This is a genomic window from Nostoc sp. DSM 114159, from assembly GCF_053470285.1.
This window is the reverse complement of the sequence record NZ_JBPFEH010000001.1, coordinates 2,606,491-2,624,240: the sequence shown is the minus strand read 5'-3', so window position 1 is coordinate 2,624,240 and position 17,750 is coordinate 2,606,491. Positions and strand designations below refer to the sequence as shown.

The window sequence follows — 17,750 nt, the reverse complement described above, 5'->3', positions numbered from 1 at the left end:
TTAGTTAGCCGCATTAAAAATCTGCTGTGCAGTTAAATTTAATTGGGGAAAGGTAGGTGATGAAATCGCGGTGTTACCTTGAAACGCTGTCATTTGATATTCACCATCAACTAATTCGCATACAAAAATAGTGGGTTGTTTGGGATTACCGATGAACTTTCTTGCACCCAATGCAGCATAATCAGCAATCCAATATTCGGGAATGCCCATTTCTTCATAATCTCCAAATTTATTGTAGTAATCATCTCGCCAGTTGGTTGAAACAACTTCGATGACTATTGGAACCGATGCAGCTTGGCTTACTGTTGACTGTTTTTGAAAAAGCGGTTCATTGTCGAGATTATCAAGATTTAGCAGCAACACATCAGGCGAATAAGCGGATTCGGCAGAAGCAGTTTGGAGCAATACAGTTTTGGGAATTCCGTAGGGTAAATTGAGACGATCGAACTCCACAGTTAATTTCCGCGACAAAAATGCAATAACTTTTTCATGTGTTCCGGTTGGAGGCGGCATTTCAATAATTACTCCTTTGTGCAACTCATAGCGTTTTGCATCATTGGGATACCATTCGATAAATTCATTAAAGGTGAGTAATTTGGGCAACGCTTGGATCATAATCTTACCTCCATATATGTTTTACTTTATCATCCAATAAATGTTGATTAGGACTTACGCATTGACAAAGTGATAAAAGAGTATCATATTGTACAAAAATTCTTGACATTGCCTACAAGTATTAATTTGCTTGCAAAAGTTTAGACAAAATGCCAGCATTCTAGAAATTTGATTGCTATATTAGATTAAATAACTATTCTGGCAAGGGTTGAAAAGCTGTGCGGGATGATTTACAGGGATTGGAAATTAGTCAGAACGATCTGCAAAAGCTGACTAATTTACCTGTCAATGAGGAACTTTTAATCATTACAAATCCTCTCAAAAGATTAGTAAATGTATATATACAAAAACTTCAAAGCTCTGAAGGAGCAACTGTGGTTTTTATTGGATTTTCTACATTTATTTTTATCTATATTTTATTCGATTTAATTATTAAAATGTTTGTGACGTGGATAACAATTCCATCATGGATATTATTATTTTTTTTAGGACTTTGGGCTGGTGGTCTGACGCAAAGCATTTTATATTTTGTCTGGAAAAGTAAAAGTAAGCTTGTTAAAGCTAACATGACAAAATCTCTGCAAATCCTGTTAAATGAGGTTAATAGATATAATACTGTTATTAGAGTTATAGATATCAATGACCAAATAGAAGAAGCTGGTAATCCAGAAGTGATTATAAAGGAAAGGGAGGATGTAATCGAAGCGCTTAAACTCACCAAAGCTGATTTAGTTCGCGCTTTGAAGACAGAAAGGATTTTAAGAGAAAATAAGAATTTTATCCTCAGTAATACAGAACTATTTATCAACAATTTAGCAACGTTAACAGCGATGCAAGTAACAGAGGAGGCTACTGAACATGGAAGGTTACTCAATGAAGCATTACAAATTGCATTAGATGTGCAATACGAAATGAAAAGATTACAGACTCAACGTTAAGATAATTCGTAATTAAGTTTTGTAATAGGAATTTAGAAAGCACTCGTAAATTCACTCGGTACTCAGTCAGAGTGAGAGAAAGCGTAGATGCTACTGATAAATCCATAGAGGTTACTGGGTGAGTTAGCTTCCAATCTGCTAGTAAAATATTCTTAATGGCTTTTTTCCATAATCTTTCCCACGGTTGCAATCCCCGGTCTACCATAAAGAATAATCGTAAAGCGATCGCTTATCCGTATGGACTGGAAAGAAATTAGAGGGAACTGGGTAATCATTCCCCAAAATCCCATAGGTATCGTTCATTTTTTAGGAGGTGCATTTGTCGCCACTGCACCACACATCACTTATCGCTGGTTGCTCGAACAACTGGCAAGTAAAGGCTACGTTGTAATTGCTACGCCTTTCGTCAATACATTGGATCATACTGCGATCGCAAAATCCGTGCTGTTAAACTTTGACCGCACCCTCGAACGATTGCATGATTCTGGGGCATTACGCAAGCTTTACTTCCCTATCTACGGCGTTGGACACAGTATGGGCTGTAAACTCCACTTGCTGATTGGTAGCCTGTTTAAAGTAGAACGTGCAGGAAATATTTTAATATCCTTCAACAACTACGCCGCTAAAGAAGCTATCCCTCTAGTAGAGCAGTTCAATTCTACTTTTGCGATTGAATTTACCCCCTCACCGTTGGAAACTAACAAACTTGTCCAAGAACATTACAATATCCGGCGCAATTTATTAATAAAATTTAGTAATGACACCATCGATCAATCGGCAGCTTTAACCAAAATCTTACAAGAACGTTTTGATGAGATGGTGACAGCGAAAACGTTACCAGGAAATCATACAACACCTTTAGGTCAAGATATCAAATGGCAAACGGGAACATCTTTTACCCCCTTTGATGCTTTAGGGCAATGGTTCAAACAAGAAGCATACCGCGACTTAAACCAGTTAAGAAGCAACATTCTTTTATGGCTAAATCCTTTGGGAACGCCATAATATTTTATGACTCTTAAATAGTCGTAAATTTGATGAGTAAATAGAAATGAGTTATAGTGCTTCTTTCTCATTTGAGTCTAATAAAGACCAAACTCTCAACTCCTTACGCCTGTTGCCCCAACGTCAGGTACTTTCTCTTAAAAAGAGAGAGTAGTCAAAGTCTATTGCATACATAGACACGTAGCGGCTACTTTACGAGTTATCTGTTCGTCCTAGCGTCTCCCCTTCTCCCAAAGGGAGAGGCTAACGCCAAGGGAGAAGGAGTACCCGCAGGGTACGATAAGCGCTATAGCATCTCTGTATTGATACTACTAGCTTATTAGCTCATATCATATTTTTATTTTCTAGTTTGACAAAAAATTATTAATGAGTGTTTTCAAAAAATTTATATGTTTCAAATACTAATAATTGATGACGATCATTCAATAAAAATACTCCTGAAAAGGATGTTGGAAAAACAGGGTTATGAAGTAGTTACTGCCAGTAGCGGCGAGGAAGGAATAGAAAAGGCATTAGTTTATCGTCCAGCACTAATTATTTGTGATTGGATCATGCCGGGATTGAATGGTCTGGAAGTTTGCCACCACATTAAGACAGACCCAAAATTTTTCACCACATTTTTTATTTTATTAACATCCTTAGATTCCGTTGCCGATTGCGTCAAAGGTCTAGACGCTGGTGCTGATGATTTTATCTCTAAACCTATTGAGCATAATGAATTACAAGCACGGGTAAGAGCAGGATTACGCTTGCATCAGTTGAGTAGAGATTTGCAGGCTCAAAAGTTGCTTCTAGAATCAGAAATGTCAGAAGCAGCAGAATATGTGCGATCGCTGCTACCTCTTTCAATGACTGAACCCTTCAATATAAATTTTCGATTCATTCCTTCACGACAACTAGGCGGTGACTGTTTCGATTACTATTGGCTCGATGATGACTATCTAGCAATTTACTTACTCGATACCGCCGGACATGGACTCAAAGCTACTCTTCCTTCTGTTTCAGTGCTAAATCTGCTGCGTTCCCGTGCGCTCAAAGGTTTCGATTACTATCAACCTAGTGATGTATTGAAAGGTTTAAATGACACTTTTCAGATGAATTATCAAAATGATAAATACTTTACGATTTGGTACGGAGTTTACAACCGAATCAACCGCCAGTTAATTTATGCTAGTGCAGGTCATCCACCAGCAGTTTTAGTAACCGGCACATCTCCAAGAAAGTCTGAAGTTCAACTCCTAAAAACCCCTGGTATGCCAGTTGGCATGTTTCCAGAGGCAAAATATATTGATGGGTTTTGCAATATTGAAAAATTCAGTACCCTTTATATTTTTAGTGATGGCGCTTATGAAATAACTAAATCAGACGGCACACTTTGGAGTTTGGATGCTTTTATTCAGCTACTAGTTAGCTTACAAGATCCTGTTGATAGCCAACTCGATCGCGTACTCAGTTATTTAATAGCTCTGAACTCCAAAGATGCTTTTGATGATGATTTATCTATTTTGCAAATTAAGTTTGATTAATTACGTGTTAGAGACTAAAACCTGATTAAATGCGTCTTGGCTGGGAAAGATTTCAAATACTTTATCCATATTAGTCAGTTCAAATAATATCCTGACCTGCTCATTAATTGAGCAGAGAACAAGCTTAATATCTGCGGCTCGCAAGGTTTTAAAAGCTAATACTAAAGCTCCCAAACCCGAACTATCCATAAACGTTACATCTTTAAAATCAACTAACACAATTTTCGCACCACTTTCTAGAATATTTGTGATATTTTGCCGAAAGTCTTGTGAAGTTGTGGCATTCAAATTACCACTGAGCTTAATAACTTTTACTTGTTCTCTCATAATTATGTCACTCTGACTTATGTAAATAATACTCTGATTTCGCTATTATAGAACATTTAAAAATGCTTGTAAAATAAAATTTAAGATTAGAGATGGAATAATTATTAATCATTAATCAGGATAGAGAAAGATTAATTATCAAAATTTGAATCTATTTTCTTGTAATTTTAAAAAACTATTAGTTCAATTAAATATAGTTTTTTAACTATAAATAGATCAGCTATAAATCAACCAGTTAAGTAAGCTCGCATAATAAACAACTAGTATGTTTAGTTTTGTAAAGATGTTAAAATGACTAATTTATAAGCCGTTCGTTGATTTGATGTTCTATCATATATGTTGATTTTTTGACGACGACTTATTTGCATCTTATCGATTTAGATATATACTTACTTATATACAAGCTGAAGTTAGTGCTTTTCAGATTATTTCCCAAAAATTTTTGCAAAACTGAGATTCTCCAATAAATCTCACGATCGTAGCTGTCATTAAGCAATTCAAAATTCAAACAGTCTGAGCTACACTTACGTATAGCTAAACCTGGTCTAGCAGCAGCTTTTCCTCCGTGAGTATTTATGATAGTAACTAGGATCTACATTTATTTATGTCCAATTACTTACATAATTGAAAGAATTTACCTCTGGACTACCGCTCTAGAGCCAAAAATTTAGGTTTCAACAGCGCCAAGCAAGCTAGAACCGACACCAAGGCTTTAAAAGAAGTTTTCTCAAGGCGATCGCCTTTGCTATTTTAGTATTCCCAATATCTGTCATTTATCGACAAACAATACAAAAAGTAAAGAGTTATGAATTTGTTACTCCTAACTCCTGGAAAGACTTGGGTTAATCGCGTCTCTATTCCTCACGCTCTCAAACAGGACTCACTTTAGCTCTGTAAAGCAACTTCTCACCTTGAAGGTAGCCAGTGTAGCGTACTTTGACTGTTTCTCCAGGTTGTGCAGTTCCCTCCAGCAATTGGTGCAGTTGGGGATCGTAAGGTAATTCTGCTCCCACAGGGGCGATCGCTTCCACTCCCCACGCCTGTAATAGCTTTTCTAGGGGTTTCTGCACCAAAGGTACTATTTTGACTGCTGCTAGCTGGGGATTCTCCTGCGCTTTCTGTGCTGCTGTTGGCCATTGCAATAATAAAGACTCCAGCAGTTGTAAACTCGACTGCTGGAGTTCTTGTAGTAATAATTCTCGCTGTTGTTCTAATTGAAGCTGCGAGCGATCGTACTCTCTTCTTAAATCTGTAATTTCTTGTAACAATTCCTGAGTAGGCGCTGTTTTCTCTTGTAATAACTCTACGGTTGAAAAAGTTGCGATTAATTCATTCAATGGCATCTGTAGCACTGGCGAAAGCTTAAGCAGCACATCTACCCGCATCTGCTCTAACTTTCCTTGGCGTAAGCGTAAAAGTTGACGCTCTGAGACACCAGCAGCGCGACTCAGCCCTTTAAAACTAGAAATACCTACCTGTTGCATTAAATCTTGCAACTTTTGGGAATGGAGCATTGGAAATGGGGCATTGGGAATGGGGCATTGAGAATGGGGCATTGGCGATTAAGTTTTTTCTCTGTTCCCTATTCCCTATGCCCTATTCCCTATTCTTTATTCTTCCAGTAAACTTCTCAACATCCAAGCTGTCTTTTCGTGTACTTGCATCCGCTGAGTCAATAAATCGGCGGTAGGTTCGTCGTTAACTTCCTCTATCACCGGAAAAATAGACCGTGCAGTTCTGACTACAGCTTCTTGTCCTTCCACAAGTTCGCGAATCATCTCCACAGCTTTTGGAACTCCGGGAGTTTCTGGAATCGAACTTAGTTTGGCATATTCGCTGTAGGTTCCTGGTGCAGGATAGCCAAGCGCTCTAATTCTTTCGGCTATTAAATCAACTGCTAAGGCTAATTCTGTATACTGGGTCTCAAACATCAAATGCAATGTTTGAAACATCGGCCCCGTTACATTCCAATGGAAGTTATGAGTTTTCAGATACAGTGTATAAGTGTCAGCTAACAGGTGAGATAAGCCATCGGCAATTTTAGCCCTACTCGCCTCGTCAATGCCGATATTTACATTTTTGACTGTTACTTTCGATGACATAATTTTCTCCTAATTAGGTTATATGTAATGGGGGATTGGAAATTGGGCATTGGGCAGAAGAGGCAGAAGTTCTAAAATGTTTGAATTTTGAATACTTCGGCTACGCTCAGTACAAGTTTTGAATTTTGAATTGATTTCTCCCCTGCTCCCTCATCTCCCCACTCCCATTCTCTATGCCAAGTGCATCTTCAAAACGCTACGGGGTGCTTTACGAACTCTGGCTAAAACGGTTTCTTTGCCTAAACGCTGGCAAGCTTCATACCGATGGCAACCAGAAAAGCCATAATATTGTCCATCTACTTCTAGGACATCAATAGGTTCTTGCTGCCCAATCTCCGCAATCGATTCCATTAAGGCTTGTACTTTATTTGGATCGTTTGTACGCGGCAATGGCCGTTTTATCTGATTTAATGGAATTTCTTGGACTTTAACCATAAAGAGTTTATCCAACTAGTTCTGTTTTTTGTCTCTATATAAATCATAGTCATTATGACTTCGTTTTGCAACTAGTATTTAGGGCAAAATTGGTAATGGTATCATTGGAGCATTCATGCGACAAAAAAACCGCACTACAAAGCAATTGGAAAATCAGCTCCAACGACGCATTAAGGGGCAGAAGACGCTTGAGTACTCGCTATCGCTTCCCTATCAGATAGCCATGAAATTTTCGTTTTGGCGTTTTCCCCACGCTGTGCTTACAACATTTTGTCTATTGGGACTGACTGCTGCATCAGGGCCTGAGAGCAACATCCAGGATATAGAACTGAAAATTGGGATTGTACAGCGATTTGGCGCCGAAGCCACAGCCAAGCTGCAACTCGAACCGATCAAAGGCGATCGCTTAAAGCTAAAATTTCAAGTGGGCAATAAGCAGCAAGTCCTGTTTACGAAAAATCCTGTAAAGCTGGAAACAGTCATGCAAGCTTTACCCCAGTCAGCAGTCCAAGAAGTAGTAGTTTTGGGCACATACCGTACTTTTGAAACTGCGGAAGACAGTGCTAATAAATGGCGTTCTCAGGGAATGGAAGTGGAAATAGCCCAGCCAGAACGCTGGCAGGTTTGGGCTAAACGAGATGTTTACAGCACCCCTTTACTGCGACGCTTGTTATTACAAAACATCCAAGCTTCTACTCAAGATAAAGTATATCTTGATACGAAAATTTTGAAGCAAGTGCCGCGAGTGAGCTGGGTAGTGGATGGTAATCGCTATAGCCCAAATAACTTGGAAATTAGCACTGATAAAAACTTGATTCGGGTAAATAAAAGCGAAAAACCAGAGTTTGCTCGTCTTTATGCCGGTCGAATGAATTTGCAGCCAAATGCTTATGGCACATACACTCTCGTTAACCAAGTACCTTTAGAAACTTATTTACGTGGGGTCGTACCTTACGAAATAGGAACAGATGCACCAAAAGCGGCGCTGGAAGCTCAGGCAATTCTCGCCCGGACTTATGCTTTGAGAAATTTACGTAGGTTTGCCGCCGATAACTATCAGTTGTGTGCTGATACTCACTGCCAAGTTTATTATGGGTTGAAGGGAGCAGCAGCCAAAACAGACCAAGCGATCGCCTCAACTAAGGGTAAAGTACTAACTTATCAAAATGAACTCATAGACGCCCTGTATTCTTCTACCACTGGTGGCGTCACCGCTTCCTTTAGCGATGTCTGGAATGGCGAAGATCGGCCCTATCTGCGCCCTGTACTGGATGCTCCGACTAATTTTTGGGACTTGTCTAAGCAGAATTTAGCAGATGAAAAGAACTTTCAGAAATTTATTAATACGCAACAAGGATTTAATGAAAGCAAGTGGGATATGTTTCGTTGGCATAAGGAAACGCCTTTAAAAGATATTATCAAGGACTTGCAAAAGTTTTTACAGGTGAAAAACAGTCCCCATGCCAAATTTAAGACAATTCAGGCTATGGCAGTAGTGGAGCGCAGCCAGAGTGGACGTATCCTAGAACTTGCGGTTAAAACCGATCGCAGTACTTTTATTTTGCACAAAGACGAAGTTCGCAGTGCTTTTGCCGCTCCTACAAGTACGCTTTTTTACATCGAACCCCTGAACAAAGGCAAACCAGAACTCTGGGGATACGCTTTTATTGGTGGTGGATTAGGACATGGAGTTGGCTTGAGTCAAACTGGCGCTCAAAATTTAGCTAAACTAGGTTGGTCAAGTCCAAAAATTCTCCAATTTTACTATCCTGGTACTCAGATTCAAATTCTTAACAAAAAAACTAAGCTTTAAGCTTATTAACATTTAAGTTGCATCTTTCGCTAGGAGTCGGGAGTTAAGAAGAGGTAAAAAATAGAGAGCAAACTCATACTTAAAAAATTAAGCAGGAACACAACATTTACTGTGTTCCTGCTCAACACAAAATTAGACTTTTTGTCAAAGTCCCTTCAGAGGTACACACGGCATTGCATTGCCAGGATGTTAACTCTAGATATCTTGTTTGTATTTTGTCAACATTAGTAACTCTTGCAAGTTTATGGTTGAGTCGCTTAACTCTTAGTAAAGGTCTTCTTCTTTGTGAGTTTCGATTGTTACGTCAGAGGTTGGATAGGCGACACAAGTCAGTACATATCCTTTTTCTATTTGTTCATCATCTAAGAATGACTGGTCACTCTGATCGACAGTACCCTTGGTAAGTTTACCTGCACAGGTCGAGCAAGCACCAGCGCGGCAAGAATAAGGCAAGTCAAGACCAGCTTCTTCAGCAGCATCTAGAATATAGGTATCGTCTTCAACTTCAATTGTTTCGTTCAGTCCTTCAGCGTCGTTGATTAGTGTGACTTTATAACTTGGCATTGAGTAATCCTCTCTTTTGCGAACGGCAGTATAAGTTATCTTAAGGCAAAGGTCACGGCTGTTCTGTGGAATTAGCCGTTAGTTCAAATTTGCTTCAATTCTGATACTACGAGAAAAATTAAACGATGTGACTGGAAATTGAACGCGATTAGTAATGAAATTTAGTTACTTAATCCCGATAAGTTTTGTTTATATTATTTTCGACCCTATTCAGGTTGTAATTAGAAAAAATTATATACCTAAAACATAAACATGAGTAAGGTTAATGTTACCGAGATGTTGTAGAACTTACGTAGAAAAGATTCCCTGGCTCCTTGAAAAAATAGGGCTGTTTCATTTTCTAATCTGATTTAAATGCGCCCGTTATAACAGTAGAGATGTAATTTTTCTTTGGCCATTTTTTTGCTCATAATATTGACAAATTTCTGAGATTATGGATAAAAAAAGGCTTTTGTTTTGAAGTCTTCATTTTTGAGTACACGTAATTTTATTAAATAGGACTTACGCACTGAAGCCTGAAACCCCGATCCCCCCTAACCCCCCTTAAAAAAGGGGGGAACCTCTAAAGCCCCCTTTTTAAGGGGGTTGGGGGATCTGAGTGCGTAAGTTCTATTAAAGTCTTATCGATCCTTGAGGAGGTAGGACGAATGTTGTAAAGTCTAGACTGGTGAACCCCATGAAGAGAGAATCTGACTACTAGAAGCGTGGGAAGATCGAGAACAGAACTAATGAGGATCGTGTATAATTCAGAAGCAGCTTTGGAAAAAGCAAGAGTGCGTGTAGGTTTGGTAGGTACTGGGTATGCGGCAAAGTTTCGGGCTGAGGCATTGCTCCATGATGAGCGATCGCACATAGTCGCAGTTGTTGGTCATACAAGAGAAAAAACCGAAAGCTTTGCCAAAGAGTACCAGATTGAAGTCTTGAGTACTTGGCAAGAGCTAGTAGAGCGTGAAGATATAGACCTAGTAGCGATCTCCACTATTAATCGAGATCATGGGGCGATCGCTCGTGCAGCACTTACCAACGGCAAACATGTAATTGTAGAGTATCCTCTTTCGTTGGATGTATTTGAAGCCGAGGAACTGATTGCCTTAGCCAAAACACAACAAAAACTCCTGCACGTTGAACATCTGGAACTTTTGGGTGGTTTGCATCAAGCTTTGAAGCAAAACTTAGACAAAATTGGTGAGGTATTTTATGTTCGCTACAGCACCATCAATCCTCAAAATCCTGCACCCCGCAAATGGACTTATAACCACGAGTTGTTCGGCTTTCCCTTAATTGGTGCCTTGTCTCGCCTACATCGCCTGATCGATTTATTTGGTACAGTATTTACTGTTAACTGTCACCAGCGATATTGGGAAATAGAACCGGAATACTACCAAACCTGTTTCTGCAATAGTGAACTGTGCTTTAACAGTGGACTTTTAGCCCAAGTAGTGTATGGCAAAGGCGAAAGTATTTGGCAATCAGAGCGGAAGTTTGAAGTTCACGGTGAAAAAGGTGGTTTAATTTTTGATGGCGACACCGGAATATTCGTGCAGCCAGGGGAAACAACACCTATAGAGGTTGGGCCTCGCCGGGGTTTGTTCGCTAAAGATACGAGGATGGTGTTAGACCATCTTTTTGACGGGACTCCTTTGTACGTTACCCCAGAGGAAAGCTTGTATACCCTGCATGTTGCTGATACTGCACAAAGAGCTGCACAGACAGGGTTAACTATGTTTATGAAAGATACTTTAGATAAAAGTTAATGAAAACTGAACTAATTGTTATTTTATCCCAACGAGAAATAGAGAAAATGCGTCAAGCTGGGCGTTTAGCTGCTAAACTTCTCCAGCATCTAGAACCCTTTGTGAAACCAGGGGTTAGCACTCTCGAACTAAATGATGAAGCCGAACGTTGGACGCAAGCGCATGGAGCAAAAAGCGCACCCCTTGGCTATAAGGGTTATCCTAAATCGATTTGTACCAGTGTAAATGAGGTAATTTGTCACGGCATTCCCAACGCCAAGCAAATTCTTAAGGAAGGTGACATCATCAATATTGATGTGACGCCAATTGTTGAAGGTTATCACGGCGATACATCCAAGACATTTTTTGTTGGTTCTCCTTCCCCAAAAACGAGAAAGCTGGTAGAGGTGACAGAAGAGTGTTTGCGTCTAGGTATTGCTGAAGTTAAACCTGGGGCACGCATTGGCGATATTGGTGCAGCCATTCAAGAGTATGCTGAAGGACAAGGCTTTTCTGTAGTGCGAGATTTCGTTGGCCACGGCATCAGTAATATTTTCCATACTGCGCCGGATGTTCCCCACTATGGCACACGCGGTAAGGGCAAGCGTCTCAGACCAGGGATGGTTTTTACCATTGAGCCAATGATTAATGAAGGTACTTACGAAGTCGAAGTTCTGGGCGATAAGTGGACGGCGGTAACGCGCGATCGCAAGCTTTCTGCTCAATGCGAGCATACCTTAGCTGTAACTGAAGATGGGGTTGAAATCCTTACCTTACCTGAAGGCGAGAATTACTGGGCTGTATGAGTAACGAGAAAAGAAAAGTTTTTGCTCCCCTCTCCTGGTAGGAGAGGGGCTGGGGGAGAGGTCAAAATAGCACTCGTCGAACTCACATTAACATGAGTCCCTTTTCCCTAAGAGTGCAAAAATATATTTTTGCAAGAGACTCCATAAGTGGAACTCACAAGGAACAATGAAAATACTTATCCGGTTTTGCAAATTGTCGTTAAGAAACTGGTGGCGAAGTTTCCGCAGTGGAGTATCGCTTGCGTAAATGGGATGCTGGTGAATTAGGAGGAGTAGTGAATCAATACAATCGAGAAGAGTTTTGGCTTGCTGTTTAATATCCAGATACCCTTGTCTAGAGCGTTACCCGGCAATGTAGTTAACTTGATGACACCTCAATGACATTTTGGGCAAAGCTTTTATAAGCATCGCCCATTTGTTTAGCTATCGAGTCAGGAAAGACGTGAAAATCCCCAGCTTTGAGAGCTTTTATTATCCCGTCTGCCACAAGTGCAGGTGACTGTGCAACCTCACTCATTCCTGCTGCATCGCTCATATCCGTGGCAATCGGGCCAGGGTGAACACTTAGCACAATCGTGCCCTGCTCACTCAATAGTTCTCGTAATGCCTGGGTGATTGAATAGGCCGCAGCTTTTGAGGCACAGTAAGTAGCAGAGTCGGAGAAAGCCTTGAGCGAAGCAACAGAATTGATTTGGGCAAAGACACCACCTCCATTGGCTTTGAGTACCGGGGCAAACGCCTGAGCCATGTAGATCAATCCATATACATTGATGTTCATCTGAAATTCGAGAGCGGCGATCGCATTCTCAGCTAAGGGAGTTCCAGCTTGAAAGACTCCTGCATTATTGATAACAACTTGCACATCTGGGGCAGTTTGAGCAGCAGCAACAATAGATTGGCGATCGCCTAAATCAACCTGAATTGGTACTACCCGTAAGCCGTATTGTTCAACCAATGAGGAGACACTGTTGAGCTGACGAACAGCCGCATAGACTTTAGTGGCTCCGTGTTCAATAAACGACTCAACTATCGCCTTGCCGATGCCGCGATTTGCGCCCGTAACCAAAATGGTTTTGTCTTTGATGTCGTAGTTCATTGGGATTTTTACTTATGGTTTTTCACGATCTGAAAAACCTTGGACAATCGCTCTAAGTTAGGGCAAAGAAATTTAGCTGCTCTCTTGAAGAAAGACTGCGGCTTCCACCGCTCCTTCTAGCATGGTATCATCATCCATCATGCGAATCTAGCAACACCAATTTTTTAGCCTTCTTGAAAGTTTGTGCTTTTGGACACCTCGTTTCAAGCCTCTCCTTTATGGAGAATATTTAAAAAAATCATTATTGAAGCCTCTTCTTTAAAGAAGAGGTTAATCCTTGCATCCAAAATCGACGTGACCTTTCAAAACTTTTCAAACATCCTCTTAGAGCTTAGTATTTATTAATAGTAGTGTACAAACTATTGCACCAAGCATATAAACCATAGACGTGTCAGCCTCTTTTAAAAATAGAAGATAAAACATAGACAACACTACAAAAATAAACACTGTTATTTTCAACATAAAACCTAACAATTTCAACTATAACTACCAAAAAATACATCAAAAATATATCTTACGTTTTTTGAAATTGTTGTTTGCAGAAAATAGTTCAATTTCTAATAACATTTAAGACTTTATACCGTTTCTTTGTAAAGCTGCATATATTTACCCCCCAGCTACGCTGTCCCTCCAAGGCATCGGGGGACTACAGGGGGGTCTTATTATGTGCTTCTTCATGCAGAATTAGTATTAGCGTGAAAAAATTATTGAATCACTATTCTTAATATATTTCTCAAGTAATTATTTACCTGATTGTAATTATGACAGTTTTTTTTGTGGTAGTAACTAATCTAGACAAAAGTACCGATACCAAGTACTTTTATCTGTCTAAGTTAAATCTTGGTCAGAAATATGCCGTCTCTAGCATTATTTATTTTATTCTCTGGAAGTCCCTTAGTTAGATAATCTAAATAGTGTGAGCTTCTTTTTATTTTTCAGCAACCCCTAAATCATTGTGTCTTATTCGTTACATTAAGTTCGTTTTGGCTGAGGATTTAAAAATGGGGGGATGGGACACTCTAGCGTCATGGCGATCGCTCTGAGTAAATCTGCTTCTGAAGAAGTAACTTTGTTATCTAATAATACGGTGTGGGCGCAAGCATCAACAATAGCTTGTTTGAGTTTGGGAGTGGCAAGACGCAGGCGCTCAATACTTTTCTTTAGTTCGGTAAAATTACAACTTAATGGCATTTCTGGTTTTTCTTGCTCTCCGGCTTTGGGAAGTCGAAAAACTCCAGAACGAAAAGCATAGGCGATGTCTTCAGTAGACGCATCAGGTTGGGAGTGTCCGACACGGGCAATTACGGACAATATTAATAGACTATCTGGCCAAATCTGTTCGATGGAGGTGAATTCTACGGTTGTAGTAGATGTGGGATTTATACTAGGTTGCAGACGATGCCACAGTATTAACTGCAATACAAAATGCCACAGCGATAAACTTCCCGTGGCTACAACTAAACCGTGGACGCATTTGCATAGCCTTTGGCATTCTTTGGCATTTTGGCGCAATATAGGCACTGCCAAATCCACAAGCGGCAAGCGAATTCTAGGATCTAACTGACTAATTTCGCTACTTAGTTCCAAGGTTTTGTCTACCAACTCAGCAGGCTGTACCTCGCGTAACCAAGCAATTTGACGTTCTTGAATTTGGAGATTTTCCGTATCTAAAGCTAGCGTCAAAGCTAGGGCCATTGCACTTTGTTGCTCCCGCGCACCCAAACGCAAGGATTCTGGTAACTGCGATAACAGCGCTTGAGCATGGGCAAAATGCTCTGGTGTAACGCTTCCAACTTGGTTTACAACCTGTGATGGTATGGTGTTGCCACCACCAGCAAAGCCCATTGTTAAGGATTCTTGGGAAGGGGAACGCATTTGATTGGGAGATGGCATTGCTGCTAAATTTCTGACGTTCAAACCCCCAACGCGGCGGATACGTTCTGCTAAGGGTGGGTGGGTAGAAAACATATTTTCCCAAAAAGAGGGGTTGAGGGCATTGCCAAAAAACATGTGGCTAGAGGCTTCTGCACGTGGCGATATCAGGCGTGAATCCATCTGTTGGAGTTTTTGAAAGACTCCGGTAAGTCCGTTGGGGTTGCGAGTGAACTGTACGGCTGAAGCATCAGCGAGAAATTCGCGTTGGCGAGAGACGGCGGCTTTAATCAAGCGTCCGCAAAGTAATCCGATACCGCCAATGGCCATTAGTGCCAAGCCAAATGCCCAGATAGGTAAACCCTTGTCTTCCTTTCCTAAACGGAAGCTACCGCGAAGGCGCCAGAGCAATTCCCCGGTTAAATAAATGAATAAAATCCCATGCAGTAGTCCCACTAAACGCAAATTTAGCCGCATATCTCCATTGAGAATATGACTGAATTCGTGGCCGATGACTCCTTGTAGTTCATCCCGGCTCAAGTTTTCTAAAGTTCCACGGGTAACTCCAATGACAGCATCATTGGGCGTAAATCCGGCAGCAAAGGCATTAATGCTGGTTTCTCTATCGAGGAGATAAACTTGGGGGACGGAAATACCAGAAGCGATCGCCATTTCCTCGACAATATTTAATAGTTGTCGCCCTTGTTCATCGGCTATTTCTGGTAGCAGGAGTCTTCCTCCTAACTCTTGGGCAATGACGCTTCCGCCCTGCCGGAGACAAGCAATTTTATACAGACTTCCGATTGCGATCGCAATTATTGTAATCCCAGCTACGTAGAGAAATAACCCTGGATGCCACCAAACACGAGGAGCCATGCGAAACAGAAATAAACTGGCAATATAAATTGCCATAATCATGACTGCGATCGACAGGGAAAATAACCCGATTAATTGTTGCGTATTTTGGCGTGCCCGATCCTGATGTTCAAAGAAGTTCATAGACACCTAAAAAGATACGCGTGGAGCATTTCTAATTTCTGGAGTAGCTTCGGGGAGCAATTCTGCAACAGTAAAGTTAAAAGTATTTGCCACAAGGTTGCTGGGGAAAGATTCGCTCTTGGTGTTGTAAAGTGTCACCGCGTCATTAAAAGCCTGACGGGCAAAAGCAATCCGGTTTTCAGTGGAAGATAATTCTTCCATTACCTGAGTCATGGCGCGATCGGCTTTCAATTCTGGATAAGATTCTGAAAGTACCATCAACCGACTTAACGCACCCGTTAGCGCCCCTTCAGCATTGCCCAACTGTTGCATCGCTTGGGGATCGCCAGGATTTTGTACCGCCCGACTGCTAGCATTAATTGCAGAATTTCGGGCAGCAATAACTGCTTCTAAGGTTTCTCGCTCATGTTTCATGTACCCTTTGGCAGTTTCCACCAAGTTGGGAATTAAATCATAGCGGCGCTGTAATTGAACATCGATTTGAGAATAAGCATTTTTGTAACGGTTGCGATACTTAACTAAATCGTTGTAGGCATTAATGATAATTACAGCAACAATGGCAACTAAAGCAACAGAAAATATTAAAAGCCCCATATTTTTAGATTATTTCCATCAGGTACTTACTTTTTTGCAGATTTACCAAACACGGTAATCCTGATATCCAGCAAAATTAGTGTGGATATAAAGATGAGTCTACTTGTAGCAAGTTGGCTTCGTCGTCTGTAGAATTAGTTACGCAAGTTTACTGATGTAGGATTTTTAAATAACCGCAGAGGCGCAGAGAATGCAGAGTGAAATAATTTACAACAATTCCAAACTATTTGTGTCTAAGTATTTAGGCATAAATAAATTAAAGTTTGTAGTAAGGACTTGAGTCCTGATAATCCTTGTTCTGAGCGATAAATCACTCACTACAAATTAAGAGTTTATTTTATTGTATTTAATTATGTCTACCTATTTACCTAATTATCATCTCTCTTTTCTCTGTGTACTCTGCGCCTCTGTAGTCGATTAAAAATTATAGCCAGATATATTACCTATGAATCTGCATAAATAGGGAATAACCACTGACAGCAAAAATAAAAAGGATGGCGGCAGGAAAAATTACTACATCTCTAACAATAAATAAAATCCAATCTTTTCTTAGTTCTTGTTTAAACTTGAGTTCTCGTAGTTTTCGCTCAAGTTCTACATCTTCTTGTGACTGCAAGTTGACAGGTGACAAACTTAGCGGATTATCGCCTTTGCTGGCAATTCTTTTTGATAAATCTGTTATATCTGTCATACCGTTGAGATACTGATATTACTTAGTGTCTCATAAAAAAGAGCCAGAGAGTTCTAACTCTCTGGCTCAAAGCTGGAGACAAAAGAATCATCAAATAAAGGCTAACTTGGGTAAGAACCTAAATTCTTCCCAGGTTATGCAGCCCTAAAATAGCACCCACTCCTAAGATATGACCAAAGGCGGTAGTTGCTAAAAGGGCTGGTAAACCAAAATTACCAAAGAAATTGGCTGAGGGTAGTTTTGGTTCGGCATTGGGATACTTGATGCTAGATTTGCCAAAGGCAATGGCAATGATATTAGCAATAATCATAATCAGTCCAACTGTAGGACTCCATTGCAGAGGTGTAGTTGCAGCAGCGAGTAAGGTTGAGGTCAACACCTAGATTTGCTCCTGAGATTTATTAATGGTTGAAAACATAATCTGAAACTTTCCGAAGCAAATTCAAGAAATTGCCCGATTTTGCATCAATATTTAACAGTTATTCTTACTACTTAATACAATATGAGTTCAATGCGGCGAGCTGATTGTGGTAGCTAGTTTGAATTTCAATGTCTGATACAAACGAACTGTTAGTATTGATTTATACTTACAGTAAAATTCAGGACTAAAATACGCTTTATATCTGGGTAACAG

Annotated in this window: 17 protein-coding genes; 6 read left to right on the top strand and 11 right to left on the bottom strand. The window is 40.3% G+C overall.

What is annotated here, in order from left to right:
• Entirely contained in the window at positions 1-615 is a 615-nt protein-coding gene (locus ACR5KR_RS10870) for a Uma2 family endonuclease (protein ID WP_445626537.1), read from the bottom strand.
• Between the two features lie 218 nt (positions 616-833).
• Here ACR5KR_RS10870 and ACR5KR_RS10865 point away from each other — a divergent pair, with 218 nt between their 5' ends.
• The 3 genes from ACR5KR_RS10865 to ACR5KR_RS10855 all read left to right on the top strand — a co-directional run bounded on the left by ACR5KR_RS10865 (position 834) and on the right by ACR5KR_RS10855 (position 4,084).
• A complete protein-coding gene (locus ACR5KR_RS10865; RefSeq protein ID WP_445626538.1) occupies positions 834-1,553 on the top strand; it encodes a hypothetical protein in 720 nt (239 codons plus the stop codon).
• A 237-nt stretch (positions 1,554-1,790) separates the two neighbouring features.
• Positions 1,791-2,558 (top strand): DUF1350 family protein, encoded by a 768-nt coding sequence (locus ACR5KR_RS10860; protein ID WP_448266526.1) that lies wholly within the window; start codon positions 1,791-1,793, stop codon positions 2,556-2,558.
• A gap of 389 nt (positions 2,559-2,947) precedes the next feature.
• Positions 2,948-4,084 carry a PP2C family protein-serine/threonine phosphatase gene (locus ACR5KR_RS10855; protein WP_448266525.1) on the top strand — a complete coding sequence of 379 codons (1,137 nt, stop codon included), beginning with the start codon at positions 2,948-2,950 and terminating at the stop codon, positions 4,082-4,084.
• On the opposite strand, the gene ACR5KR_RS10850 is transcribed toward ACR5KR_RS10855, so the two are convergent.
• From ACR5KR_RS10850 to ACR5KR_RS10835, 4 genes are all read right to left on the bottom strand, one after another.
• A complete protein-coding gene (locus ACR5KR_RS10850) occupies positions 4,085-4,411 on the bottom strand; it encodes an STAS domain-containing protein (protein ID WP_322675524.1) in 327 nt (108 codons plus the stop codon).
• Positions 4,412-5,280: 869 nt separating this feature from the next.
• Positions 5,281-5,925, bottom strand: a complete 645-nt coding sequence (gene grpE / locus ACR5KR_RS10845) for a nucleotide exchange factor GrpE (RefSeq protein WP_448266524.1) — start codon at positions 5,923-5,925, stop codon at positions 5,281-5,283.
• 96 nt (positions 5,926-6,021) lie between these two features.
• Positions 6,022-6,513, bottom strand: coding sequence for a Dps family protein (locus tag ACR5KR_RS10840; RefSeq protein ID WP_289799395.1), 492 nt, complete (start codon positions 6,511-6,513; stop codon positions 6,022-6,024).
• A gap of 171 nt (positions 6,514-6,684) precedes the next feature.
• On the bottom strand, positions 6,685-6,948 hold the full coding sequence (locus tag ACR5KR_RS10835) for a ParB N-terminal domain-containing protein (RefSeq protein ID WP_104907642.1): 264 nt from the start codon (positions 6,946-6,948) through the stop codon (positions 6,685-6,687).
• A gap of 115 nt (positions 6,949-7,063) precedes the next feature.
• Between ACR5KR_RS10835 and ACR5KR_RS10830 the strand changes: the two genes are divergently transcribed.
• A complete protein-coding gene (locus tag ACR5KR_RS10830; protein ID WP_448266523.1) occupies positions 7,064-8,761 on the top strand; it encodes a SpoIID/LytB domain-containing protein in 1,698 nt (565 codons plus the stop codon).
• Between the two features lie 264 nt (positions 8,762-9,025).
• Here ACR5KR_RS10830 and ACR5KR_RS10825 read toward each other — a convergent pair whose 3' ends face one another.
• Positions 9,026-9,325: a ferredoxin gene (locus ACR5KR_RS10825; protein WP_445626543.1), complete on the bottom strand. Its 300-nt coding sequence runs from the start codon at positions 9,323-9,325 to the stop codon at positions 9,026-9,028.
• Positions 9,326-10,053: 728 nt separating this feature from the next.
• On the opposite strand from ACR5KR_RS10825, the gene ACR5KR_RS10820 reads away from it, so the two are divergent.
• A complete protein-coding gene (locus tag ACR5KR_RS10820) occupies positions 10,054-11,079 on the top strand; it encodes a Gfo/Idh/MocA family protein (RefSeq protein ID WP_445626544.1) in 1,026 nt (341 codons plus the stop codon).
• Complete coding sequence (gene map / locus ACR5KR_RS10815; protein WP_322675519.1) at positions 11,079-11,864, top strand: type I methionyl aminopeptidase; 786 nt, start codon at positions 11,079-11,081, stop codon at positions 11,862-11,864. Before ACR5KR_RS10820 ends, map begins: the two co-directional genes overlap by 1 nt.
• Positions 11,865-12,222: 358 nt before the next feature.
• On the opposite strand, the gene ACR5KR_RS10810 is transcribed toward map, so the two are convergent.
• The 5 genes from ACR5KR_RS10810 to psaK form a co-directional block, all read right to left on the bottom strand.
• A complete protein-coding gene (locus ACR5KR_RS10810; RefSeq protein WP_445626545.1) occupies positions 12,223-12,960 on the bottom strand; it encodes an SDR family oxidoreductase in 738 nt (245 codons plus the stop codon).
• A gap of 972 nt (positions 12,961-13,932) precedes the next feature.
• Positions 13,933-15,831 (bottom strand): M48 family metallopeptidase, encoded by a 1,899-nt coding sequence (locus tag ACR5KR_RS10805; protein ID WP_448266520.1) that lies wholly within the window; start codon positions 15,829-15,831, stop codon positions 13,933-13,935.
• 6 nt (positions 15,832-15,837) lie between these two features.
• Complete coding sequence (locus ACR5KR_RS10800) at positions 15,838-16,425, bottom strand: LemA family protein (protein WP_322675516.1); 588 nt, start codon at positions 16,423-16,425, stop codon at positions 15,838-15,840.
• A gap of 439 nt (positions 16,426-16,864) precedes the next feature.
• Positions 16,865-17,116 (bottom strand): hypothetical protein, encoded by a 252-nt coding sequence (locus ACR5KR_RS10795; protein WP_322711045.1) that lies wholly within the window; start codon positions 17,114-17,116, stop codon positions 16,865-16,867.
• Positions 17,117-17,234: 118 nt separating this feature from the next.
• Positions 17,235-17,495, bottom strand: a complete 261-nt coding sequence (gene psaK / locus ACR5KR_RS10790) for a photosystem I reaction center subunit PsaK (RefSeq protein WP_445626548.1) — start codon at positions 17,493-17,495, stop codon at positions 17,235-17,237.
• Positions 17,496-17,750 lie beyond the last annotated feature (255 nt).